Source organism: Amycolatopsis sp. CA-128772, assembly GCF_002904295.1.
Lineage (GTDB): Bacteria > Actinomycetota > Actinomycetes > Mycobacteriales > Pseudonocardiaceae > Amycolatopsis.
Genome location: NZ_PPHG01000057.1, coordinates 84235 through 107273 on the forward strand (window position 1 = coordinate 84235; position 23039 = coordinate 107273).

Here is a 23039-nt window from a genome sequence, read left to right on the forward strand (position 1 = left end):
GCCCGCCCCGGCGGCGGGCGTGCGTCTGGAAAGCTGGACGCATGCGCGTTGCGCTGCTGGGCCCGCTGCGGGCGGCGGAAGACGACGGCACGCCGATCGACATCGGCGGCGCCCGCCTCCGCATGCTCCTGGCCAGGCTGGCGCTGGACGCCGGGCGCGCGGTGCCCGCCGACGCGCTGGTCGACGGGCTCTGGGGTGCCGAACCGCCGGCCGACGCGGCCAACGCCCTCCAGTCGCTGGTGTCCCGCCTGCGGAAGGCCCTGCCGGTGGCCGTCGAATCCGGGCCGGGCGGCTACCGGCTCGCGGTGGCGGCCGGGGACGTCGACGCCGAGCGGTTCGAACGCCTCGCCGCCGACGGCCGCCGCGAGCTGGCCGCGGGCCGCGACGCGCGCGCCGCCGACCTGCTCACCGAGGCCCTCGCGCTGTGGCAGGGCGCCGCCCTCGCCGACGTCCTGGACGCGCCGTTCGCGCCCGCGCCGGCCCGGCGGCTCACCGCCCTGCGGGCCGAGGCGGCCGAGGACCGGTTCGAAGCACTGGTCCGGCTGGGCGAGCACGCCGCCGTCCTGGCCGACCTGGCCGCGGCGGCCGACGCCGACCCGCTGCGCGAACGGCTCGCCGGCCTGCGGATCCGCGCGTTGTGCGCGGCCGGGCGGCAGTCGGAGGCGCTGGCCGTCTACGCCGGGATCCGCCGCACCCTGGCCGACCAGCTCGGCGTCGACCCCTCGGCCGAGCTGCAGGAGGTCCACGTCGCCGCGCTGCGCGGCGAGTTCGCGCCGCCGTCGCCGGTGGCCGACCGGCTGCCCACCCGGCTGACCACGTTCATCGGCCGTGACGACGAGCTCAAGCTGCTGGCCGAGCTGCTCGGCTCCGCCCGGCTCGTCACCCTGGCCGGGCCCGGCGGGGCGGGCAAGACCCGCCTGGCCACCGAAGCGGCGTCGCGGCACCCGGCGCACCAGCAGGGCCGCGTCTGGTTCGCCGCGCTGGCCGGCGTCCGCGACCCCGACGACGTCGCCGGCGCGCTGCTCGGCGCGCTGGAGGTGCGTGAGATCCGCACGGAGACCGAGATCAACCGCCGTCCGCCGGACCCGGTGGAACAGGCCGTCGAGGTGCTCGGCGGCGCGGAAGCGCTGCTGGTGCTGGACAACTGCGAGCACGTCGTCGACGCCGCCGCCCGGCTGGCCGACGCCCTGCTGCAGCGGGCGCCGAAGCTGCGGATCCTGGCGACCAGCCGCGAGCCGCTGGCCATCACCGGGGAGGCGTTGTGCCCGCTGGGCCCGCTGCCGGTGCCCGCGGAACGCGCCGCGCCCGCGGAGGCCGCCGAACTCGACTCGACCCGGCTGTTCCTCGACCGGGCGGCCGCGGTCCGGCCCGACTTCGTGCTGGACGAGTCCACTGTGGACAAGGTCGGCGAGATCTGCCGCCGGCTCGACGGGATGCCGCTGGCGCTCGAGCTGGCCGCGGCGCGGCTGCGGTCGATGACCGTGGCCCAGATCGCCGGCCGGCTCGGCGACCGCTTCCGGCTGCTCACCTCGGGCAGCCGCACCGCCCTGCCGCGGCAGCGGACGCTGCGCGCGGTCGTCGAATGGAGCTGGGACCTGCTGACCGAGGCCGAGCTGGTGCTGGCCCGGCGGCTCGCGGTCTTCAGCGGCGGTGCCGAGCTGGCGGCGATCGAGGCCGTCTGCGCGGACGAGCGGCTGCCCGCCGCCGACGTGCCGTACGTGCTCGGCAGCCTGGTCGAGAAGTCCATAGTGGACACTCTGGACGCCGCGAGCGGCGAGCCGCGGTACCGGATGCTCGAGACGCTGCGCGCGTACGCCACCGAGCGGCTGGTGGAGTCGGGCGAGCACGACCGGACGCGCCGGGTGATGGCGGCCTACTACGCCGAGTTCGCCCAGTGGCTGGAGCCGACGCTGCGCACCGCTGAGCAGCTGTCGGCCATCGACGCGTTCGAAGCCGAGAGCGCGAACATGATCGCGGCCCTGCGCGGGGCGATCGAGATGTCCGATGTGGACAACGCGGTCGCGCTGCTGGACGGGATGTTCTGGTACCTCACCATCCTCGGCCAGGGCGGCCGGGTGGGCAGCCTGATCCGCGACACCCTCGCGTTCGGCGACCGGCTGCCGCCCGAGGTCCACGCCGCCTACCGGGCGCTCGTCTACCTGATGGACGCGGTCCCGGTGCGGTCGGACCGCGACGAGATCATGCAGCTGGTCGACGACTGCGTGCGCACCGGCGCGGTCGACCACTACCCGGGACTCGCGGTCGCGCTGCCGATGCTGGCGTTCCTCGGCGGCGATCGCGAGGTCGCCGTCCGCGAGGTGCGCCGCGCCGAGCAGCACGCGGACGCGTGGACCCGGGCCGGCGGGTACTGGGTGGACAGCTTCCTGCTGGACGACATCGGTGACGTCGAAGGCGCCGACCGGGCGCGCGACCTGGCCCACGCCGGGTTCGAGGCCGTCGGCGACCGCTGGGGGATCGCGATGACGCTGAGCTTCAAGGCGTACGCGGTGTCCCAGGACGGCGACAGCGCGCAGGCCATCGAGATCTACCAGCGCGGCCTGGCGCTTTCGATGGAGCTGCGGTCGCACGAGGACGCCGTGCAGCACTGGTGGCGGCTGGCCGTCGAGCACGCGCGCGCCGGGGACTTCGCCGCGGCCTGGCGCGACCAGGAGGCGGCGGAGCGCTACGGCCGGGACATCACCAACCCGCAGCAGCGCGCCATCCTGATGTTCGGCCGGCTCGAGCTGCTGCTGCGCACCGGCGAGCTGGCGGAGGCCCGGGAGCTGCTCGACCGCGTCGCGAAACTCGGCGGCGACGACTGGTTCCCCGGCGGCATCGGCGACGAGTGGGTCCACGCGTTCGAGGCGCGGCTCCTGCTGGCCCACGGCCACGTCGACGAGGCGGAACCGCACGCCGCCGTGGCGATCCGCGCCACCAACCAGCGCGGCGACATGCCGGACATGGCGGGGTCGGTGGAACTGCTGGCGATGATCCGCGCGCGCCAGGGCCGCACCGAGACGGCGGCGCGGGTGCTGGCGGCGTCGGCCGTGGTCCGCGGGCGCATGGACCTCGGCAGCCCGGAGGTGCGGGCCCTGATCGACGACCTGCGCGCGGCGTTGCCGGACTACGAACGCATCCACGCCGAGGTCCGGCAGCAGTCCAAAGCGGACGTGATCGCCTGGCTGCTGGCCGAGCTCGGCTGACGTGGCCGTGAGTGGCAAGGCGGGCCGGAACCCGCCTTGCCACTCACGACCGGTGGCGCTACTCACCCCCGTGTGTGCGCCTGTTCAGACCCGCCGGCGGTAAGCCCACGTCGCCAACGGGAAGAAGACGATCACCGCGCCGGCCATCCAGGCCAGCGCGCCGGCCAGCGGACCGCCCACCGGCCCGCCGTTCATCAGCCCGCGCAGCGCGTTCGCCATCAGGCTGACCGGGCTGATGTCCGCCCACGCCCGCAGCCAGCCCGGCATGGTCGACGTCTGCACGAACACGTTGCTGCCAAACGTCAGCGGCATGATGAAGACGAACATCAGCGCCTGCGCCGAACCCGGCGTCTTCATCAGCATGCCGACGAACACCCAGCCCCAGCAGAAGCTCAGCCCGAAGGCCAGGGCGAGCAGGATCGCCATCGCGAACTCGCCCGGGCTGGTCGCGATCCGGTAGCCCATGATCGTCGCCACGACCATCAGCACGGTCAGGCACACCACGTACCGCACGACGTCGGCGAGCACCGCCCCGATCAGCGGGGCCGAACGGGCGATCGGCATGCTGCGGAACCGGTCGAAGACGCCCTTGGTGACGTCGGTGTTGAGCTGCACGCCGACGGTCAGGCAGGCTTGCAGGATGTTCATCACGATGATGCCGGGGACGACCATCTGCAGGTAGGCGTCGGTCGAACCGGACAGCGCGCCGCCGAACAGGTAGACGAAGATCACCAGGAAGGTGATCGGCATCAGGGTGACGTCGGCGAGCTGTTCGGGGTTCTTGCGGATCTTCAGGATGCCGCGCCAGGCCAGCGAAAGCGCGTGCTGGAAGCCCTTTCCGGGGCTGATGTGCCGCGGCGGTGCCGGGCGGTCGAGGGCCAGCGTCGTCATGCCAGGCTCCCTTCGAGGGTCTTGTCCTCCACGGACGGTTCGGCGGTGTGGCCGGTGAGGGCGAGGAACACCTCGTCGAGGCTGGGCAGCCGCAGCGCCAGCTCGTCCGCGGTGATCCCGGCTTCGTCGAGCTTGCGGACCAGGGTGGACAGCAGCACCGGGTCGTTGACCGGCGCGGTGAGCAGGCCGGTCGCGTTGTCGCGGGTCGGCCGGACACCGGACAGGTCCCCGAGGATCCGGTTGACGGCGTCCATGTCGGACAGCTGGGTCGGCCGGACCTGCAGCGTCTGCCCGCCGACGCGGCGCTTGAGCTCGTCGGCCCGGCCGTCGGCGACGACCCGCCCGTGGTCGAACACGGTGATCTTGTCGGCCAGCTGGTCGGCTTCCTCGAGGTACTGCGTGGTCAGCAGCACCGTGGCGCCCTCGGCGACCAGGCCGCGGACGACGTCCCAGACCTCGTTGCGGGCGTGCGGGTCGAGCCCGGTGGTCGGCTCGTCGAGGTAGAGCACCTCGGGCCGGCCGACGAGGCTGGCGGCCAGGTCGAGCCGGCGCCGCATGCCGCCGGAGTAGGTCCGGATCGGCCGCTTGGCCGCCTTGGTCAGCTCGAACCGCTCGATCAGCTCGGTGGCGCGGCCCTTCGAGTCGGCGCGGGAGTAGCCGTACAACCGTCCGATCAGGACGAGGTTCTCGATCCCGTTGAGGTCCTCGTCGACCGAGGCGTACTGCCCGGTGAGCCCGATCAGGCTGCGGACCCGGACCGGGTCGGTGACCACGTCGTAGCCACCGACCGTGGCTCGGCCGGCGTCCGGTTTCATCAGGGTCGCCAGGATCCGGACGGCGGTCGTCTTGCCGGCGCCGTTCGGCCCGAGCACCCCCACGACCTGCCCGAACGGGACCTCGAGGTCCACCCCGTCCAGCGCCTTCGTCTCCCCGAACCGTTTGACCAGGCCTTCAGCCTGGATCGCGTGCGACATGGGCGTCCTCCTTCGCTGTCGCGTTCAGGAGTCACTGTGGACGGCCGCGCTGGTAGCTCACGCACAGCGCGCTGGCAGGTCCTGGCAGCGGCTGGTGGAGATCTTGTGGAGGTGTCGCCGGGGGCCGGGCCGCGGGGCGCCGGTCTCGGCATACTCGGCAGCATGGTGGTTGCGGAAGAAACGCGGTCGCGGCGGAAGAACCCGCTGGTCACGGGCCTGCTGGTGGTGCCGGTGGTGCCGTTGGCGGTGCTGGCGGCGCTGCGCCTGGTCGGCTTCGACGGCGACTGGTACACGCTGATCGCGCTGTCGTTGACGCCGTACGCGGCGGCCGCGGGCCTGCTCCTCGGTGGCGTCGCGCTGGCGCTGCGCCGGTGGTGGCTCGGCGGGGTCGCGCTGGTGCTGGCGATCGCGCTGGCCGTCCTCGTCCTCCCGCGGCTGTCGGCGAGCGAGCAACGCGAGGTGCACGGCAAGACTTTGCGCGTCCTCTCCTCGAACCTGCTCTACGGCCAGGCGGACCCGAAGGCCGTCGTCGACCTGGTGCGCGAGCAGCGGATCGACGTGCTGAACCTGGTCGAGATGACCCCGCGCGCGGTCGACGGGCTCACCGCGGCCGGGCTGTTCGAGACGCTGCCGTACCGGGTGCTGCACCCGGCGCCGGGCGCGTTCGGCTCGGGGATCGTGTCGCGCTTCCCGCTGAAGGAGGTCAACCTGTCCGGCGACTCGGCGGCCAAGCAGCCGGGCGCCGAAGCCGACCTCGGCGACGGCGTGGTGCTGGAGGTCGTCGCGGTCCACCCGATCTCCCCGGACGTCGACACGCCGCAGTGGGAGCGCGAGATCAAGGACCTGTCCCGCCCGGCGGGCGAGCACGGCCTGCGGATACTGGCGGGCGACTTCAACGCGACGCTGGACCACGTGGCGTACCGGACGGTCCTGTCCCGCGGCTACCGGGACGCGGCTGAGGAGCGCGGCGCCGGGCTGGCGCCGACGTGGCCGTCGTCGTTCCCGGTGGTGACGATCGACCACGTGGCGGTGGACAACCGCGCGGCGGTGCTGGACTACGGCGTGTTCGACGTGCCGGGCAGCGACCACCGCGCGGTGTTCGCCGAGGTCCGCCTGCCGTGATCAGCGCGGCAGCAGCTGCCCGAGCGTCTCCAGGGCGCCGGCCGCGATCGACACCCCGCGGCCGTGGCGGATCTGCGGTTCGCGCGGGTTGACGCGGATCAGCGCGCCGTTCGCCGCGCTCGCCAGTTCCGCGTACCGGCGGACCGTCGGGACCGCCTGGCCCGCGCCGAGTTCGACCACCACGAGGTCCCGCGCGGTCCGCCGCCACGCCGTGAGCTCGTCGAGCTGGGCCTGGCTGCGGTCCGGGACCCACGAGTGGTCGCCGAACATCAGGATGTTGGGCCGGGCCAGGCCGCCGCAGCGGGGGCACGACGGCAGCGGCGGCACCGCGCGCATGGTGTCTTCGTCCAGCAGGACGTCGACGCCGGCCGCGGGCCAGACCTCGTCCGTGCACCGGGCGAGGCACTGCAGGTGGTGGATCGAGCCGTGCGCCTCGGCGACGTCCGCGAAGCCCGCCGCCTGGAACTGTCCGTCCACATTGGACGTGAACACCCGGACGCCGTGGGGCAGCCGTGACCCGAACCCGAGCAGCAGGCGGAAACCGTCGTGCGGCACGGTTTCGCGGTACAGGGCGAGCCGGTGCCCGTAGAAACCCCAGGCCAGCTCGGGGTCGTCGGCGAAGTGCCGCGGGTCGGCGAGTTCTTCGAACTGCAGCCCGAGCCGGGCGTACGGCGGGTACGCGCGCCAAAACCCTTCGCCGCCGCGGAAGTCCGGGAGGCCGGAGTCGACGCCCATGCCGGCGCCGGCGCAGATCAGCAGCGCGCCGGCGCCGTCCAGGAGCTGTGCGGCGAGCTCACGCACCCGGCTGCGAACCGAGGACGACCTCGAACTCCAGGAGGTTCGCCCCGGTGGACACCGGCTTGGCGCGCTCGCCCGAGTGCGCCGCCGCGGCCGGGCCCCCCTTCGCCCACGCCTGGTAGTGCTCTTCGGTCTCCCACTTCGTGTAGACGAAGTAGCGCGTCTCGCCGGAAACCGGCCGCAGCAGCTCGAAGCCGAGGAAGCCCGGCTGCTCGTCGACCGAGTGCATGCGGGCGGCGAACCGCTTTTCGAGCTCGGGGCCGGCGCCTTCGGGCACCTCGATCGCGTTGATCTTCACGACACTCATGGCCCCAGCCTAGTTGGCTCGCGGGTGTGACCCGTGCCACTGTGGAAGGCATGGGGAGTACCGAGCGCGACCTCGCCGCCGACCTCGCCCGGATCGTCCGCGCCACCGCGGACGAGGTCGTGAGCGGCCACAGCAGCGAACTGATCGAGCGGGTGACCGGCCACCTCGGGGCGCAGCTGCCGGAGGTGGTGGTGGTGACCCGCAACTGGCCGATGTGGGAGCACGCGACCATCCAGCGCAGCGTGGACGCCTACCTCGAAGCACACGGCACGGCGGTGGCCTGGTTCGGCGTCGCGGGCGGCCAGCGCACGCACGAGGACCTGATCGGGATGCTCGCCACCGCGCGCCGGCAGGGCATGTACGAGCTGGGCTCGGTGGACTACACGACCACGGCGACCGGCCCGGACACCGCGACCGAGGCGGTCCAGCTCGGGCTCGTCGGCACGCACGCCCCGGGCGGCGAGCCGGTGCTGCTGGCGATCCGCGGCGGCAACCCGCAGTGGGGCCTGGAGCAGTGCCGGCTGGAGGTGCTGGCGACCTCCCGGGTCATCGCCACCGGCGTCCGGGACCGCGTCGAGCGCCTGATGACCGAGCACGACGTCCTGCGTGGCCAGGTGCTGGCCTTCGGCACCAGCGAGCACCGCGGCAACGAGCTCATCACGTTCCTCCCGCGCCCCGCGCTCGGCGGCGACGAGGTCGTGCTCCCGGACGGCGTCCTCGAGGCGATCGAGCGGCACACGATCGGCATCGCCGAGCACGGCCCGCGGTTGCTGGCCGCGGGCCAGCACCTCAAGCGCGGCCTGCTGCTGCACGGCGCACCCGGCACCGGCAAGACGCACACGGTCCGCTACCTGATGGGCCGCCTCCCGGAGACGACGGTGATCATCCTGACGGGCACGGCGATGAAGCTCGTCGGCAAGGCCGCGGAGCTGGCGCGCCGCCTGCAGCCGAGCGTGGTCGTGCTCGAGGACGTCGACCTGATCGCCCAGGACCGCAGCTACGGGCCGGTGGTCCAGCCCCTGCTGTTCACCCTCCTCGACGCGATGGACGGCGTGGGCGGCGACGCCGACGTGACGTTCCTGCTCACCACCAACCGCGCGAGCGAGCTGGAGAAGGCCCTCGCGGACCGTCCGGGCCGCGTCGACCTGGCGGTGGAGATCCCCCTCCCGGACGCGGCGGGCCGCGAAGCGCTGCTGCGGCTGTACGCGCGCGGGTTGGAGCTGACGGCGGACCTCGCCCCGGTGGTGGAGGCGACCGGAGGCATGACGGCATCGTTCGCGAAGGAACTGCTGCGGCGGGCATCGCTGCGCGCCCTGGCGGCTCGCCCGGACGAGGACGTGCTGGTGGGCGACGAGGAGCTGACGGCGGCGCTGCGGGAGATGCAGGACGCGCGCAGTGCGTTGACGCGGTCGTTGCTGGGGTCAGCTGCGCAGTGAGCCGGGGTAGAGGTCGGCGTTCGCGGGGAGCTTCGTGCCGCGGAACCAGGCGTCGAAGAACTCGCGCAGGTTCTTGCCGCTGACCTGCGTCGCCATCGCCTCGAAGTCGGTCCAGGTGGCGTTGCCGTGGCGGAAGCGGGCCGGCCACGCGTGCAGCAGGCGGTCGAACGCCGGGTCGCCGATCTGGCGGCGCAACGCGTGCAGGGCCAGGATGCCCTTGTTGTACACGCCTTCGAACTCGTGACCCTGGCCCATGCCGACCAGCTTCTGGGCCCAGAAGTCCGTGCTGCCCTGGGTGATCTCGATGGCCGCGCGGTAGCGGGCGTCCAGGTTCTGGCCCTCGCGCTCGGCCCACAGCCACTGCGAGTACGACGCGAAGCACTCGTTCAGGCAGACGTCGGACCAGTTGCGCAGGGATACCGAGTCGCCGAACCACTGGTGGGCGTTCTCGTGCACCAGGGTCGGCAGGTCCGCCCACTTCGCGTACGTCGGGCGGGTCTGCGTCTCGAGCGAGAAGGGCACGTTCTCGTTCAGGTAGATCCCGCCCGCCGCCGACTGCGGGTACGGGCCGAACTTGCTGCTCAGGAAGCCGAGCACCTCCGGCAGCCGGCCGCCGATCGCGCGGCGGGCCTCGGCGCCGGGCGCGTACGCCGAGACCACCGGGGTGCCGTCCGGCAAAGTCGACCTGTCGACGCTGAACTTCCCGATCGCGATCGTCGTCAGGTAGCTCGCCACCGGGTTCGGCTCGGTCCACGTGCCCGGCGGTCCTTCGCGGCCGTTCGAAAGCACCGTCCAGCCCGGCGGGACGTGCGCGGTGAGCGTGAAGGCCGCCTTGTCGCGCGGGGTTTCGTTCACCGGGTACCAGAACGCCGCCGAGTGCGGCTCGCCGACCATGAACGCGCCGCCGTCGGCCGAGTGCTGCCAGCCGTTCTCGCTGCCGCCGTCGTGCGGGGTCTTCGCCGGGTCGCCGCCGTAGCGCACCCGCGTGCGGAACGTCGTCCCCGCGCGGATCGGCGACGGCGGGGTGACGACCAGTTCGAACGCCCTCTCGCGGCCGAACGTCGCCGGTTTGCCGTCGACCTCGACGCTGCGCACGGTCAGGCCGCGCAGGTCCAGGTCGAACCGGCTCAGGTCCTCGGTCGCCGTGGCGGTCACCGTGGTGTCGCCGTCGAGGTGCCCGCTCGGCGGGTCGTAGGTCACGCCGACCTGGTAGCCGAGGGCGTCGTAGCCGCCGTTGCCGTCGTCGGGGTAGTACGGATCGCCGGCGCCGGACGCGCCCGCCACCGGGTGCATCGGCGCCGGCGGGGGCGGCAGCGTGACGGCGTCGCCGCCGCACGCCGCGGCGAGGACCACGGCGGCGCAGACAGCCAGGGCGGTGAGTCGGCGGCGCATACGACCACCATAGGTTATCGATTGCGATCACTTGGTCACGTTCCGCACCAGGGGTTTTGTGGTTAGGTGGCCGCGTGCTCTGTTTCGGCGGCAGCGGCGTGCCGATCGTTCTGCTCCACGGCCTGATGGGCCGCGCGCGGACGTGGTGGCGGGTCGCGGAGTGGCTCCGGCCCTACGGTTCGGTGTACGGACTGGACGCGCGGGGCCACGGCAGCGCACCGCGCGTCGGGCCGTGGACGACCGAGCGCTTCGCCGACGACGTCGCCCAAGCCCTGCGGACCCTCGACGCGGGCCCGGCGGTGCTCATCGGGCACTCGATGGGCGGCCTGCACGCCTGGGCGACCGCCGCGCGGTACCCGGAGCTGGTGCGCGCGGTCGTCTCCGAGGACTTCGCGCCGGACCAGCGCGGCCGGACCGTCGAGACCTGGCGCGGGTACTTCGAGAGCTGGCCGGTGCCGTTCTCTTCGCTCGACCACGTCCGGGCGTTCTTCGGCGACGCGGGCGAGTACTTCACGGACTGCGTCGAGGAGCGCGAAGACGGCTTCCACCTGGTCGCGGACCTCGAGGACCTGTACGTCATCGCCGCCGAATGGGGCCGCCGGGACTACTGGGACGTCGTCGCGGCGATCCGCTGCCCGCTGCTGCTGGTCGAGGGCGAGCACACGGCGATGCCGCCGGGGCAGCAGGCGCTCGTCGCCGATCGCGTCCCGGGCGCGAAACACCTGGTGGTGCCGGGCTCGGCCCACCTGCCGCACGACGAGGCCCCGGAGACCTACCGCGGTGCCGTCGAAGCGTTCCTCAGCCAGGTCCTGAGCCGGTGACGGCGGGAAGGACGGTGCACCGCGCGCGCCGTTGAGCTCGGCGCACCGACCTCCTCGCCGGCACTTTCACGTGAAAGTGCCGCCGCTCAGGTCCGGGCGAGGTCCGCTCGCCAGGCCGCGGCCGACCGGCCGGACGGCACAATCAGGGGCCAGACGTCCGCGCCGAGGAAGCCCGTCTCGTCGGACGCCTTCGCCGCGGTGCACGTGTCCCGGGGCAACCCCGCCTGACCGGACAAAGCGGCCACGGCGTCCTTTGTGGACTGACCGAAGACGCCGTCCGACGGCACCCCGAACCCGGCGGCCCGCAGGAACTGCTGCGCCAGCTGCACCTGCCGGCCCGTGTCGCCCGGCTTGAGCAGCGGCCACTCGGCTTCGGAGCGCGTCACCGCGACGCCCAGGACGCGTCCGACGGCGGTCCGCAGCTCGGGCAGCCGGTTGTAGAGCACCTGGCCGGGGCACTCGGTCGAGTTGAAGTCGCGGTGCCCCTTGATGAACTCCGGGGCGATGCCGTACTGGTGCGCGATGTAGGCGACCAGCGAGACCAGCGAGTTCCACAGCGCCGCCGGCACGTCCACCGTGCTGTACAGGCCCTCGTTCTCGATGCCGATGACCTCGCTGTTGTGGTTGCCGACGTTCGCGCCCTGCACGTGCTGCGTGCCGCCGCGCAGGATCTCCAGGCTGCGGTGCCTGCCCTCGGTGACGAACCCGCCGCGGCTGTTCGTGAACTGCTGGCCGCTGTCGATCCAGCCGTTCTTGTCCATGTGCAGGTTCTGGATGAACCGCGAGACGTAGAACGCGCGCGCCAGCGAGAAGTCGTTGTTCATCGGCGGGTCGACCGCGTGGTGCACGACGATGTAGGTCGGCTTGTGGTTCTCCACCACGATCGGCCCGCTCGCGGCCCGCGCGCCCCACTCGGACGTCGGGTGGATCGTCGGCACGGCCGCGCCGGCCGTCCCCGTGGTCGTCATCCCCAGTGCGCCGGCCGCGGTCGCGGTCACCCCCGCTTTGAAGAGGGTCCGGCGGTCAACAGTGACCATGCGTGAAACGGTAACTCCGCTTCGCGTCGTTGACAACTATTGACCAACTTTGGTCGTAGCGCGTCAGTGTTCACCCGGGAGGGCGAAGAGGCCGTCGCGGGTCTGCTCCAGCAGCCCGTCGACCAGCAGGGAGTCCAGGCAGCGGTCGCGCTGGCCGCCGTCGTGCCACACCAGGTCCAGGCGAGCCTTCTCGACCGGGCCTTCGCTGCCGCGCAGCACGTCCAGCAGCCGCCCGCGGACCTGGCGGTCGGTGCCGGCGAACTTCTGGACCGGCTTGGCCGGGCCGGTGTACTCCGGCCGCCCGGCGAGCTGCCACGCGCATTCGTCGTAGATCGGGCAATCGGCGCACTTCGGGGCGCGCGCGGTGCAGATCAGCGCGCCGAGTTCCATGATCGCCGCCGAAAACCGGGCCGCGGGCGCGTCCTCGGCCGGCAGGAGCGCCTCGACGTCGTTCATGTCCCGCGTGTTCGACGCCGGCCCGGCGTCCCCGGCGCCGTGCACCGCCCGCGCGACGACCCGCCGGACGTTCGTGTCGACCACCGGCGCCCGCCGTCCGTAGGCGAACGCGGCGACGGCCCGCGCGGTGTAGGCGCCGATCCCGGGCAGCGCGAGCAGAGTGTCCACATCGGACGGAACGACGTCCCCGTGCTCCTTCGCGATCACCCCGGCGGCCTCGTGCAGCCGCAGGGCCCGCCGCGGGTAGCCGAGCTTGCCCCAGGCCCGCACGACCTCGCCCTGCGACGACGCGGCCAGCGCCGACGGCAACGGCCAGCGCACCATCCACTCGTGCCAGATCGGCTGCACGCGGACGACCGGCGTCTGCTGGAGCATGATTTCGCTGACCAGGACGCCCCAGGCCGAGCAGGTGGGCGCACGCCACGGGAGATCCCGGCCGTTCGCGGAAAACCAGTCGAGCAGTACGTCAGCGTCCACAGCCACGCCGGGAGGCTACTTCGCGTGCTTCGGCAGCTCGCGAGCGACCTCGTCCGGCGACGGCATGGCGGCGATCTCCGCGGCGATCGCGCGGGCCGCGTCCCGGCACGAGGACGCCTTCCGGGCCTGTTCGGCGACGGCGTCCGCACTCAGCTCGCCGGGCAGCAGGCGCACGGCGGCACCCGCGGCGAGCAGGGCCTCGGCGTTGGCGAACTGGTCGGCGCCCTGCGGCAGGACGAGCTGCGGGACGCCCGCGGCGAGCGCGCCCAGCGTCGTGCCGCTGCCGCCGTGGTGCACGACCAGGTCCGCCTGTGAGATCGCCGCGGCCTGCGGTACCCAGGGCCGGGCGGTGACGTGGACCGGCTGCGGCCCGACGGCTACCCCGCCGGTGGCCACCACGACGTGCGTGCCGAGCGTGGCCAGCCCTTCGATCGCCGCCTCGAGCACCTCCGGGGTGCCGAAGGCGGTGCCGAGCGTCAGGTAGATCAGCGGCCGCCGGAAGCCGCCGGGCTCGGGGAACGGCACGGGTCGCAACGGGATGCGCTCCGCGATCGCGAGGAAGCCCGTGTCCTGCAGCGACGGTGGGCAGATGTCGAGGTGCACGCCGCCGGAGGGCCGGTCGAACCCGATGCCGTCGGGGATCATCCGGCCGAACCCGTGCCAGAGCGCCGGGATCCCGGCGCGCCGGGCGGCCACGGCCACCTCGGGAACGCCCCACCCGTGCACGACCAGGTCCGGCCGCAGCCGCTCCAGGTCCGGTTCGAGGTCCTCGGCGTAGATCTCGTAGAACGAGTCCGCCGGCCGGAACGGGTTCAACCCCCGCAGCGAATCGTGGACGTGCTCACCGGCGGCGAAGTGGACTTCGTGCCCGATGTCCCGCGCCGCGACCGCGAGCGGGACCATCGGGTACGTGTGGCCGGCCGACGCCAGCCCGGCGAAGAGGACTCGCACGGCCTACTTGACCTCGGTGAGCTTCCCGGTCTTCACGTCGTAGACGAACCCACGCACGTTCTCGGTGTGCGGCAGGTACGCGCTGCGCCGCACCCGCTCCATCGAGGTCCGGACGCTGCTTTCGACGTTGCGGAACGCTTCGACCGACCACGTCGGCCGGAGCCCGCTGGCCTCTTCCAGCTCGTCCTTGAAGTCGTCCTCGGTCACCATCGACAGGCCGCACTCGGTGTGCTGGACGATCAGCACCTCGCGGGTACCCAGCTTGCGCTGGGACAGGGCCAGCGAGCGGATCATGTCGTCGGTGACGACCCCGCCCGCGTTGCGGAGGACGTGCGACTCACCCTGCAGGAGGCCGAACAGCTCGAACACGCGGATCCGAGCGTCCATGCAGGTCAGGACGGCGATCTGCAGCGACGGCTTCGGGGACGAGCGGTCGCCGGGCGTCACCTCGCCCAGCTCTTGGTTGCGCTTGAGGAGGACGTCGATCGAGGTCATCGGTCACCTTTCGGCCGGTGGCGTGTCCCGCCCATTCCACCGGCCGGCGGCCGGTCGGGCAATGCGCTAAGAGCAATGTCACCAGCTCAGCCCCCGAACCAGGGCTCCTCGACCGTCCGCGGCGGCGCCGACGTCCGTCCGATGCGGAGTTCGGTCGGCAGGGTGATCACCTTCGGTGCGCTCCGCTCGCCCGAGCTGAGCAGCAGCCGCCCGGCCGTCTTGCCCTTCTCCAGCACCGGCTGGTGGACCGTGGTGAGCCCGATCCGCTCGGCTTCGGCGATGCCGTCGAACCCGGTCACGGTGAGGTCCTGCGGCACCCGCAGCCCGCGCCGCTCGGCCTCCGCCATCGCGCCCAGCGCAAGGATGTCCGAGGTGCAGATCACCGCCGTGATCTGCGGGTACGCGTCCAGCAGCTGCCGGGCCGCGGACGCGCCGTCGTCCACCGTGTGGTCGAAGCGCTCGACCACCGGGACGCCCGCCCAGTCGACGCCCGCCGCGGAGAAGGCCACCGCGAGCGCTTCCAGCCGGGTGCGCTGGACGTGGAAGTGCGCGCCGCTCTGCCGCGTCGCGGAGACGAAGTCGTCGTTGCGCTCGCGGGCCAGCCGCATGCAGATCACGCCGACCTGCCGGTGGCCGAGGGAGACCAGGTGCTCGGCGATCTTGCCGACCGCGGCGGCGTCGTCCGGGCCGACGCGGTCCATGCCTTCGATGCTCGGCTGGTCGATGATCACCGTCGGCACCGGCCGCTCCAGTACGGCGGCCAGGTGCGGGTCGTCGTCCGGCACCGAATAGACGACGAAGCCGTCGACCCCCGCCCGGTGCACCGCGGCGACGTCCTCGCGGCCCGGGCTGGCCGGCACCAGGTGCAGGCCGACGCCGGCGTCTTCGCAAGCCAGCGCCAGTCCTTCGAGGACACCGACGGCGGCGGGGTCGCGGAAGGCGTAGGAGAGGTTCTCGGTGAGCAGCAGCCCGACCGCGCCCGCCTTGCGCGTGCGCAGGGAGCGGGCGACCGGGTCGGGGCCCGGGTAGCCGAGGCGCCGCGCGGTCTCGAGGACGCGGCGGCGCAGTTCGGGGGACAGCTGGTCCGGCCGGTTGTAGGCGTTGGACACCGTGGTCCTGGACACACCGAGCTCCGCCGCGAGCGACGCCAGTGTCGCCTGCCTCCGGGTGCGAATAGGACGTCCCATCAGCAAACCGTAACGGTTCAGATCGAATTCATGAAGAGACACCCCGCGTGGTCGATGTCTCGATCCGCATGCACGGAGACGCATACACCAAGGTGGGATCTTCTGGCCAGAAAGTCATCCGGATGGGGTAAGGTGAATCTGACAACGGTTTCCATTAGCGTCTCGAGTGTCCCCAGGAGAGTTCCCCGATGAGTTCCCGCCGCACCACGAGCGTGCTCGCCGCCGCTTCGGCCCTGTCCGTCTTCGCCCTGGCCGCGTGCTCCGGTGGAGCCACCGACGGCGGCGGCGCGCAGGCGGGCAGCGACGGCAAGATCAAGGTCGTGGCGTCGACCGACGTCTGGGGCAGCGTGGCCGCCGCCGTCGGCGGCGACCAGGTCGAGGTCAGGTCGGTCATCCACGACCCGTCGGCCGACCCGCACTCGTACGAGACGACGGCGGACGACGCACTCGCCGCGAAGGGCGCGCAGCTGCTGCTGTCCAACGGCGGCGGGTACGACGAGTTCTTCGGCCAGCTCAGCGACCAGGCCGGGGACGCGAAGAAGCTGGTGGCCTACGACATCGCCGCGACCGGCGACGAGAACGAGCACGTCTGGTACGACCTGCCCGGCGTCGACAAGGTCGCCGACCGGCTCGCGGCGCAGCTCGGCGAGCTGCAGCCGGCGTCGAAGCAGCTCTTCGCCGACAACGCGAAGGCGTTCAAGACCAAGGTGGACGCGCTCGAGAAGCGGCTCGGCGAGCTCGGCGCCACCCACCCGGGGACGAAGGTCGTCGTCACCGAGCCGGTCGCACACTACCTGCTCCGGAGCGCGAAGCTGACGGACGCGACGCCCAAGGCATTCTCGGACGCGGTCGAGAACGACACCGACGTCCCGGCCGGCGCGGTGAACGAGTACCGGCAGCTCATCGCCACGAAACAGGTCAAGGCGCTGATCAACAACGCCCAGACGGTGACCCCGCTGACCAAGGACGTCGTCGCCCAGGCGAAGGCCGCCGGGATCGGCGTGGTGGACGTGACCGAAACGCTGCCCGCGGGTGTGACGGACTACATTGGCTGGATGACCGGGGAAGTCGACGAGCTGGCTGGGGCGTTGAAGTAGCCATGGCCCTCGTATCCGACGACGTACGTCCCGCGGTCCGGGTCCGTGGGGCGGGCCTCGCCTTCGGCCCCCGTACCCTCTGGTCCGGGCTCGACCTCGTCGTCGAGCCGGGGGAGTTCCTCGCCGTGCTCGGCCCGAACGGCTCCGGCAAGAGCAGCTTCCTCAAGGCGCTGCTCGGCATGCAGGAGCTCTCGGCGGGCACGGTCGAAATCGCGGGCGGGCGCCCGGGCGGCGCCAACCGCAAGATCGGCTACATCCCGCAGCAGCGTGCGATCGACGAGTCGCTGACGCTGCGCGGGGTCGACCTGGTCGGCCTGGGGCTCGACGGCCACCGCTGGGGACCGGGCCTGTTCGGCATGGCGGCCCGCCGTCGCCGCGTAGCTTCGGCGGTCTCCGAAGTGGGGGCGACGAGGTACGCGAAGCAGCCCGTCGGCCGGCTGTCGGGCGGCGAGCAGCAGCGGCTGCGGGTGGCCCAGGCCCTGGTCGGCGACCCCGAGGTGCTGCTCTGCGACGAGCCGCTGCTGTCACTGGACCTCGCCCACCAGCGCGCGATCAGCGAGCTGATCGACTCCCGCCGGCGCTCGGCGGGCACGGCCGTGCTGTTCGTGACGCACGAGATCAACCCGGTGCTGCCGTTCGTCGACCGGGTGTTGTACCTGGTCAACGGCCAGTTCCGGATCGGCAAGCCGGACGAGGTCATGACGACCGAGACGCTTTCCCAGCTGTACGGCACCCGGGTCGAGGTGCTCAAGGTCGGCGGCCAGATCCACATCGCCGGCGCGCAGAGCGCGTTGTGCGAGGAGGAGCCGCACCACCACGAACACGACGTCGAAGAACAAGTGGGCTGAGTCTTGGATCTGTTCGACTTCGGCAAGACCTGGGAGCTGATCACCCAGCTCGAGGGCGTCCAGACGGCGCTGCTGGCGGCGGCGATCCTCGGCCTGGTGGCCGGCGTGATGGGCCCGCTGATCGTGATGCGGCGGATGTCGTTCGCGGTGCACGGCACGTCGGAGCTGGCGTTCACCGGCGGCGCGGCGGCCCTGCTGCTCGGCATCGGCGTCGAGTACGGCGCCCTGATCGGCGCGGTGGTGGCGGCCCTGCTGCTGGGCATCCTGGGCGCGCGGGACGCCGACCGCGACTCGGTGATCGGCGTGATCCTGTCCTTCGGCCTCGGCATGGGCGTGCTGTTCCTGTCCTTCTACAAAGGCCGCTCCGGCAACAAGTTCGGCATCCTGACCGGCCAGATCATCACCATCGACTCGACGAACCTGACGTTGTTCGTGGTGTCGTCGGCGGTGGTGCTGGCGGTGCTGGCGCTGGTCTACCGGCCGCTGCTGTTCGCCTCGGTGGACCGCAATGTGGCGGTGGCGCGCGGGGTCCCGGTGAAGACGCTGACGGTGGTGTTCGCGCTGCTGGTGGGCGTCTCGACGGCGCTGAGCGTCAAGGTGGTCGGCTCCCTGCTGGTGGTGGCCCTGATGGTGACCCCGGCGGCCGCGGCGGCCCGCGTGACGGCGTCACCCTGGAAGGCGACGGTGCTGTCGATCGTGTTCGCCGAGGTGTCGGCCATCGGTGGGATCCTGCTGTCCCTGGCCCCGGGCTTGCCGGTGAGCGCGTTCGTGACGGCGATTTCGTTCCTGATCTACGTGGTGTGCCGCGTCCTGGCCTGGCAGCGGGACCGGCGGACGCGGGTGCGCCCGGTGGAACCGGCTCTCATCGCGGCGGCCTAACCCAGCATCAGCAGGACCTGCAGCTCGCCGACCACGAACCCGATCACCCCGCCGACGGCGATCAGCTTCCACTCGTCCTGCCGGAACGCCGGCCGCAGCAGGCCCTCGAACTCCAGCGGCGTCAAGGCCAGCATTCGCTGCTCGATCACCTTCGCCACGTCCATCGCCTCGGTCAGGTAGCCCTCGGCGTAGCGGGCGGTGTCCGGCAGCTGCGCCAGCGCCTTGCGGGCCGCTGCGTGCTTCATCTCCTTCAGGCGGGTGCCGCCGACCGTCCAGGCCAGCGGCATCTGCGCGTCCACCGCTTCCGACACGACGTTCTCCACCAGGGCCGCCAGCCGGTCGGCGCGGGGGCCGCGCAGGACGGCGTCCAGGAGGTTCTGGACCGTCAGGACCTCGGTCGCGATCAGCTCGCCGTACTGCCGGGCGACCTCGGCCCGGCGCCGCTGGAACTTGCCCTGGAAGATCACCCGGCCCACGCGGACCGGTTCGCGCGGGACGAAGATCAGCTTGATCGCCAGCCAGTCGGTGAACAGCCCGATCACGCCGCCGAAGACCGGGAGCACCCACGGCTCGCGCGTGACCGCCCAGACGATCGTCTGCACGAGTCCCAGGCCGAACCCGAAGTAGATGCCCATCCGGGCGATGAACGCCATCTCCGGGCGGGACGTCTCGCGGATCAGCCGGACGAGCAGCGCCTTGTCCCGCGTCAGCCGCTGGACCGTCATGTGCTGGACGTCGAGGACCTCGTCGAGGTTCTCGCGGACGTCGTCGACGAACTCCCGGACCAGCCGCGGCGCCGACGCCTGGACCTGCTTGATCAGCATCTCCTGCGCCAGCGTCGGCAGCACCTCCCACAGCCGCGGGTGGTGCTCGGCGATGACCTCGCGCGCGATGTGGTCGACCGCGCGCAGCAGCGGCTGCTCCAGCTCGCTGGTGATGATAACCGGGTCGACCCGCTCGAGGACTTCGCGGAGGTCGAGGAGGTTCGCCGTCAGCAGCTCGGTCGCGACCGCGGCCATCCGGCCGCCGTGCTTCGGGACGACGCCCTGCCAGCCGAGCAGCGGCGGGATCCCGACGAAGTCCAGCGGCCGGAACATCATCTCGATGGCGACGCGCTTGGTCACGTACCCGATCAGCGCCGCGATGAACGGCATCGCCGCGTACAGCGGCCAGTGCAGGGCGAGGTCGTGCAGGACAGCGTCCAACTCCGACCTCCTCACGCCGAGATCGAAACCGTACCGGCTACCCGAGCAGGGCGAGCACCTGCAGTTCCCCGACGAGACCGCCGATCACCGCGCCGACGGCGATCAGCTTCCACTCATCCTGCTGGAAGGCCGGCCGCAGGAGCTGCTCGAACTCCAGCGCGCTCAGCTTCCGCATTCGCTCCACGATCGTGTTGCGCACGTCGAGCGCGTTGACCGCGTAGTCCTCGGCGTACCGGATGGTCTCCGGCACCCGTTCCGCGGCCTTCGCGGCGGCCGTCTGCTTCATCTCCTGGAACCGTTTCGTCCCGACGGCCATGGCGACGAACGGTTTGACGACGCTCGCCTGGGCGTCGATCGTCTTCTGCACCTCGCGGGTGATCAGCGCGAACAGCCGGTCGGACTTCGGGCCGCGCAGCACGGCCTCGAGGAGGTTCGGGATGGTGATGATCTCGCGCGCGATCATGTCGCCGTAGTCGGCGGCGACCTGGTCACGGCGCTTCTGGAAGACGCCCTGCCAGGTGTAGAGGCCGACGAACCGGCGCGGCTCGCGCGGCAGGAAGATCATCTTGAGGGCCAGCCAGTCGGTGAGCCAGCCGATGCCGAGGCCGAACAGCGGCAACACGATCGGCGACTTCGTCAGCGCCCACACGACGAGCTGCACGCAGCCGAGGACGAACCCGAAAACGACGCCGGAGCGGGCGATGAACCGCATTTCGGGCCGGGAGATGTCCCGGATCAGCCGGTTCAGCAGGGCTTTGTCCCGGACCAGGTTCGTCACGACCATGTGCTTGAGGTCGAGGACGTCCTCGATGTTGCCGGCGATCTCCCGCATGATCTTGGTGATCGCCTTCGGCGCCTCGGCCTGGACGCGCTTGAGCAGCAGCTGCTGCGCGCTGTTCGGCAGGACCTCCCACAGCCGCGGCTGGTAGGTCTCCATCACCTCGCGGGTGACGTCCTCGACGACCCGGAGCAGCGGCTCTTCGATTTCCTTCGCGACCTGGGCGGGGTCGAGCCGGGCGAAGATCTCCTTCGGGTCGACGAGGTTCGTGGTCAGCATTTCGGTGGCGGTGGCGGCCATCCGCTCGGCGTTCGCCGGCAGCACGCCCTGCCAGCCGAACGGCCTGACGCCGACGAACTCCAGGGGCCGGAACATCATCTCGATGGCTACGCGCTTGGTGACGTAGCCGATCAGGGCCGCGACGAACGGCATGGTGACGTACACCTGCCAGTGCGTGCCGAAGTCCACGGGGGGACGTTAGCGGCTCGGTTCCGACCAGCGCGGAATGCCATGCGTCACGGGGGGTTGCCGAAATCGTGATGCATCCTTTTGGCGGTACGTCCGGACGGGCTCTTGCTCATTAAGGTGGCCCGATGGTCGCGCCTGAGAAGCCCCACTCCGCCCCGAAGACCGCCCAGTTCGCCGTGGGTGTCCGCGGCTACAACCAGCGTCAGGTCGACGAACGCCTCGCCGAGCTGAACAAGGACCTGCGCGAGACGTCCCGCAGCCGCGACGAAGCCGTCGCGACGTCCGCGGACCTCACGAAGGCCCTCGCGTACGCGCAGAAGGAGCTGGCCGAGACGAAGGCCGCCCTGGCCAGGATGAGCTCGAGCCCGTCGGGCGCGGGCGCGATGGCCGAGCGCGTCCGGATGATGATGCAGCTGGCCGAGGAGGAGATCGCGGACCTCCGATCGGCCGCCGAGGCGGACGCGGCCTCGACCCGCGACCAGGCGGACAAGTACGCGCACGAGACCCGCCGCACGGCGGACAAGCTGGCGAAGGACGCGGAGGAGGACCGCGCCCGCCTGCGCTCGGAGGCCAAGGCGGAGATCGAGAAGCTGAACGCGGCGGCGGGCGCCAAGCGCGTCGAGCAGGCGGCGGCGGCCGAGCGAGCCCGCAAGGAAGCGGACGCGGCGGCGGAGGAAGCGGCGGCCTCGGTGCGCGAGGAAGCGGACCGGAAGGCCGCGGAGGAGCTGGCCCGGCGGAAGAAGGACTTCGAGGCGGAGTTCGCCCGCAAGAAGGAGGAGACGGAGGCGGCCCTGGCGTCGGCGAGGTCCCAGCAGGCGGAGGCGGACCAGAACCGCAAGCTGGCCCTGGACCTGCGCTCGAAGGTGGCCGAGCGCATCGCGGCGACGGATGTGGCGGTGAAGGAAGCGATGAGGCTGCTGGCACCGGCGGAGGATGCGCAGGGCGGGGAGCGGAAGCCGGCTCCGGCTCCGGCGCCGACGTCGGCGGCTCCGGCGGGGAAGGCTCCGGTGGCACCGCCGGCCAAAGCCTAGTTATCCACATCGGCTTGAGTTGTCCACAGATTTCGCGATCCGACGTTTTGGCAGGTGGGAGCCGATAAACTGGACCAGGGACGCCCCCCGTTACCTTTTTCGTAGTTTCTGATCAAGGAGCTGTGGTCACCAGACCCGGCATGACTAACGCCCCCAGTCGAACCCATGATCCGGGGGGTGGTGTCACCGGGTCTGGTGGCACCGAGGGACCGCTGATAGGGACATGGCCACCGCTGGGTAGGTCTCGTCGCAGGCGTGGGTGCCGGCCATCGATGCCCAACCCGGTGACCACTCGCGGCGAACGAACGGCATGGTGGATGAGCAGCACTTTCGGCGTGTTTCTCGGCCTGGACGTCGGCAAGGACGCCCATCACGCGGTCGGTCTCGACCCGGACGGCAACCGGCTGCACGACGCGCCGCTGCCCAACACCGAACCCAAACTGAAGGCCCTGTTCGACAAGCTCGCCGCGCACGGAACGCTGCTGGTCGTGGTCGACCAGCCCGCCACCATCGGCGCGTTGCCGGTCGCGGTCGCCTGCGCCGCCGGGCACCAGGTCGCCTACCTGCCCGGCCTGGCGATGCGCCGCATCGCCGACCTCTACCCCGGCCGGGCGAAGACCGACGCCCGCGACGCGTTCGTCATCGCCGACGCGGCCCGCTCCCTGCCGCACACGCTGCGGCCCGTTGATGTCGGCGATGAGGCGCTGGCGGAGCTGGAGGTGCTGGTCGGGTTCGACGATGACCTGGCCGGCGAAGCCACCCGGATCAGCAACCGCATCCGCGGGCTGCTCACCGGCATCCACCCCGCCCTCGAACACGCCATCGGCCCGCGGATCAGCCACCCGGCCGTGCTGGAAATCCTGTCTCGCTGCGGAGGCCCGGCCGGCATCGCCAAGGCCGGCCGCCGCAAGCTCACCGCGATCGCCAAGGCCCACGCTCCGCGCATCGGCGAGCGGCTGGTCGAGGCGATCATGACCGCGCTGGGCGAGCAGACCGTCACCGTTCCGGGCACCGCCGCCGCGGACACGGTCTTGCCTCGGCTGGCCGACAGCCTCAAAACAGTTCTCCTGCAACGGAAACAGGTTGCTGAGCAGGTCGAGGGGATACTCGATGCGCACCCTCTTGCCGGGGTCCTGACCTCGATGCCCGGCATCGGCGTCAGGACCGCAGCCCGCATCCTGCTCGA

General features: G+C 71.9%; 21 protein-coding genes. 9 read left to right on the plus strand and 12 right to left on the minus strand.

Translation table 11 applies throughout. The annotated features are described in order from the left end of the window. Positions 1–41 precede the first annotated feature (41 nt). Positions 42–3203 (plus strand): BTAD domain-containing putative transcriptional regulator, encoded by a 3162-nt coding sequence (locus tag C2L59_RS20345; protein WP_103351081.1) that lies wholly within the window; start codon positions 42–44, stop codon positions 3201–3203. 84 nt (positions 3204–3287) lie between these two features. Here the strand turns inward: C2L59_RS20345 and C2L59_RS20350 are convergent, their stop codons facing one another. Together C2L59_RS20350 and C2L59_RS20355 are read right to left on the minus strand one after the other, a co-directional pair. After that, positions 3288–4094, minus strand: a complete 807-nt coding sequence (locus tag C2L59_RS20350; protein WP_103351082.1) for an ABC transporter permease — start codon at positions 4092–4094, stop codon at positions 3288–3290. Beyond that, positions 4091–5068: an ATP-binding cassette domain-containing protein gene (locus tag C2L59_RS20355; protein ID WP_103351083.1), complete on the minus strand. Its 978-nt coding sequence runs from the start codon at positions 5066–5068 to the stop codon at positions 4091–4093. Before C2L59_RS20355 ends, C2L59_RS20350 begins: the two co-directional genes overlap by 4 nt. Positions 5069–5230: 162 nt before the next feature. Here C2L59_RS20355 and C2L59_RS20360 point away from each other — a divergent pair, with 162 nt between their 5' ends. Next, on the plus strand, positions 5231–6190 hold the full coding sequence (locus tag C2L59_RS20360) for an endonuclease/exonuclease/phosphatase family protein (protein WP_103351108.1): 960 nt from the start codon (positions 5231–5233) through the stop codon (positions 6188–6190). Here the strand turns inward: C2L59_RS20360 and C2L59_RS20365 are convergent, their stop codons facing one another. Together C2L59_RS20365 and C2L59_RS20370 are read right to left on the minus strand one after the other, a co-directional pair. Next, positions 6191–6991 (minus strand): Sir2 family NAD-dependent protein deacetylase, encoded by an 801-nt coding sequence (locus C2L59_RS20365; protein ID WP_103351084.1) that lies wholly within the window; start codon positions 6989–6991, stop codon positions 6191–6193. Beyond that, positions 6984–7295, minus strand: a complete 312-nt coding sequence (locus tag C2L59_RS20370; protein WP_103351085.1) for an antibiotic biosynthesis monooxygenase — start codon at positions 7293–7295, stop codon at positions 6984–6986. Before C2L59_RS20370 ends, C2L59_RS20365 begins: the two co-directional genes overlap by 8 nt. Before the next feature lie 50 nt (positions 7296–7345). Between C2L59_RS20370 and C2L59_RS20375 the strand changes: the two genes are divergently transcribed. After that, on the plus strand, positions 7346–8731 hold the full coding sequence (locus C2L59_RS20375; RefSeq protein WP_103351086.1) for an ATP-binding protein: 1386 nt from the start codon (positions 7346–7348) through the stop codon (positions 8729–8731). Here C2L59_RS20375 and C2L59_RS20380 read toward each other — a convergent pair. Continuing rightward, positions 8717–10123, minus strand: coding sequence for a M1 family metallopeptidase (locus C2L59_RS20380; protein WP_103351087.1), 1407 nt, complete (start codon positions 10121–10123; stop codon positions 8717–8719). The two genes, C2L59_RS20375 and C2L59_RS20380, sit on opposite strands and share 15 nt — an antisense overlap. A 74-nt stretch (positions 10124–10197) precedes the next feature. On the opposite strand from C2L59_RS20380, the gene C2L59_RS20385 reads away from it, so the two are divergent. Further along, the gene (locus C2L59_RS20385) at positions 10198–10944 is read left to right on the plus strand and encodes an alpha/beta fold hydrolase (RefSeq protein WP_103351088.1); all 747 of its coding nucleotides are present in this window, start codon (positions 10198–10200) and stop codon (positions 10942–10944) included. Positions 10945–11030: 86 nt separating this feature from the next. On the opposite strand, the gene C2L59_RS20390 is transcribed toward C2L59_RS20385, so the two are convergent. From C2L59_RS20390 to C2L59_RS20410, 5 genes are all read right to left on the minus strand, one after another. Further along, entirely contained in the window at positions 11031–11981 is a 951-nt protein-coding gene (locus C2L59_RS20390; protein WP_103351089.1) for an N-acetylmuramoyl-L-alanine amidase, read from the minus strand. 63 nt (positions 11982–12044) lie between these two features. Beyond that, positions 12045–12920: an A/G-specific adenine glycosylase gene (locus C2L59_RS20395; protein WP_103351090.1), complete on the minus strand. Its 876-nt coding sequence runs from the start codon at positions 12918–12920 to the stop codon at positions 12045–12047. A gap of 9 nt (positions 12921–12929) precedes the next feature. Further along, positions 12930–13865, minus strand: a complete 936-nt coding sequence (locus tag C2L59_RS20400) for a glycosyltransferase (RefSeq protein WP_103351091.1) — start codon at positions 13863–13865, stop codon at positions 12930–12932. 3 nt (positions 13866–13868) lie between these two features. Further along, entirely contained in the window at positions 13869–14360 is a 492-nt protein-coding gene (locus C2L59_RS20405; RefSeq protein ID WP_103351092.1) for a carbonic anhydrase, read from the minus strand. 86 nt (positions 14361–14446) lie between these two features. Beyond that, entirely contained in the window at positions 14447–15547 is a 1101-nt protein-coding gene (locus C2L59_RS20410; RefSeq protein WP_103351093.1) for a LacI family DNA-binding transcriptional regulator, read from the minus strand. A gap of 188 nt (positions 15548–15735) precedes the next feature. On the opposite strand from C2L59_RS20410, the gene C2L59_RS20415 reads away from it, so the two are divergent. Genes C2L59_RS20415 through C2L59_RS20425 form a run of 3 tightly spaced genes read left to right on the plus strand, consistent with a single transcriptional unit; the run spans position 15736 to position 18371 of the window. Then, positions 15736–16644, plus strand: a complete 909-nt coding sequence (locus C2L59_RS20415) for a metal ABC transporter solute-binding protein, Zn/Mn family (RefSeq protein ID WP_103351094.1) — start codon at positions 15736–15738, stop codon at positions 16642–16644. A gap of 2 nt (positions 16645–16646) precedes the next feature. Beyond that, positions 16647–17492, plus strand: coding sequence for a metal ABC transporter ATP-binding protein (locus tag C2L59_RS20420; protein ID WP_103351095.1), 846 nt, complete (start codon positions 16647–16649; stop codon positions 17490–17492). Positions 17493–17495: 3 nt separating this feature from the next. Beyond that, positions 17496–18371, plus strand: a complete 876-nt coding sequence (locus C2L59_RS20425) for a metal ABC transporter permease (RefSeq protein ID WP_103351096.1) — start codon at positions 17496–17498, stop codon at positions 18369–18371. Here C2L59_RS20425 and C2L59_RS20430 read toward each other — a convergent pair. Next, positions 18368–19576 (minus strand): DUF445 domain-containing protein, encoded by a 1209-nt coding sequence (locus tag C2L59_RS20430; protein ID WP_103351097.1) that lies wholly within the window; start codon positions 19574–19576, stop codon positions 18368–18370. The two genes, C2L59_RS20425 and C2L59_RS20430, sit on opposite strands and share 4 nt — an antisense overlap. A gap of 37 nt (positions 19577–19613) precedes the next feature. Further along, positions 19614–20786, minus strand: a complete 1173-nt coding sequence (locus C2L59_RS20435; protein WP_103351109.1) for a DUF445 domain-containing protein — start codon at positions 20784–20786, stop codon at positions 19614–19616. A gap of 161 nt (positions 20787–20947) precedes the next feature. On the opposite strand from C2L59_RS20435, the gene C2L59_RS20440 reads away from it, so the two are divergent. Together C2L59_RS20440 and C2L59_RS20445 are read left to right on the plus strand one after the other, a co-directional pair. Next, positions 20948–21853: a hypothetical protein gene (locus tag C2L59_RS20440; RefSeq protein ID WP_103351098.1), complete on the plus strand. Its 906-nt coding sequence runs from the start codon at positions 20948–20950 to the stop codon at positions 21851–21853. A 317-nt stretch (positions 21854–22170) separates the two neighbouring features. Next, positions 22171–23039 (plus strand): IS110 family transposase (locus tag C2L59_RS20445; RefSeq protein ID WP_103350973.1); only part of this gene is annotated, 869 nt, incomplete at its 3' end.

Coding starts and splice junctions, on each gene's coding strand:
- C2L59_RS20345 (WP_103351081.1), top strand. CDS start 42: ATGCGCGTTGCGCTGCTGGGCCCGCTGCGGGCGGCGGAAGACGACGGC.
- C2L59_RS20350 (WP_103351082.1), bottom strand. CDS start 4,094: ATGACGACGCTGGCCCTCGACCGCCCGGCACCGCCGCGGCACATCAGC.
- C2L59_RS20355 (WP_103351083.1), bottom strand. CDS start 5,068: ATGTCGCACGCGATCCAGGCTGAAGGCCTGGTCAAACGGTTCGGGGAG.
- C2L59_RS20360 (WP_103351108.1), top strand. CDS start 5,231: ATGGTGGTTGCGGAAGAAACGCGGTCGCGGCGGAAGAACCCGCTGGTC.
- C2L59_RS20370 (WP_103351085.1), bottom strand. CDS start 7,295: ATGAGTGTCGTGAAGATCAACGCGATCGAGGTGCCCGAAGGCGCCGGC.
- C2L59_RS20375 (WP_103351086.1), top strand. CDS start 7,346: ATGGGGAGTACCGAGCGCGACCTCGCCGCCGACCTCGCCCGGATCGTC.
- C2L59_RS20380 (WP_103351087.1), bottom strand. CDS start 10,123: ATGCGCCGCCGACTCACCGCCCTGGCTGTCTGCGCCGCCGTGGTCCTC.
- C2L59_RS20390 (WP_103351089.1), bottom strand. CDS start 11,981: ATGGTCACTGTTGACCGCCGGACCCTCTTCAAAGCGGGGGTGACCGCG.
- C2L59_RS20405 (WP_103351092.1), bottom strand. CDS start 14,360: ATGACCTCGATCGACGTCCTCCTCAAGCGCAACCAAGAGCTGGGCGAG.
- C2L59_RS20410 (WP_103351093.1), bottom strand. CDS start 15,547: ATGGGACGTCCTATTCGCACCCGGAGGCAGGCGACACTGGCGTCGCTC.
- C2L59_RS20415 (WP_103351094.1), top strand. CDS start 15,736: ATGAGTTCCCGCCGCACCACGAGCGTGCTCGCCGCCGCTTCGGCCCTG.
- C2L59_RS20420 (WP_103351095.1), top strand. CDS start 16,647: ATGGCCCTCGTATCCGACGACGTACGTCCCGCGGTCCGGGTCCGTGGG.
- C2L59_RS20435 (WP_103351109.1), bottom strand. CDS start 20,786: ATGCCGTTCGTCGCGGCCCTGATCGGCTACGTCACCAAGCGCGTAGCC.
- C2L59_RS20440 (WP_103351098.1), top strand. CDS start 20,948: ATGGTCGCGCCTGAGAAGCCCCACTCCGCCCCGAAGACCGCCCAGTTC.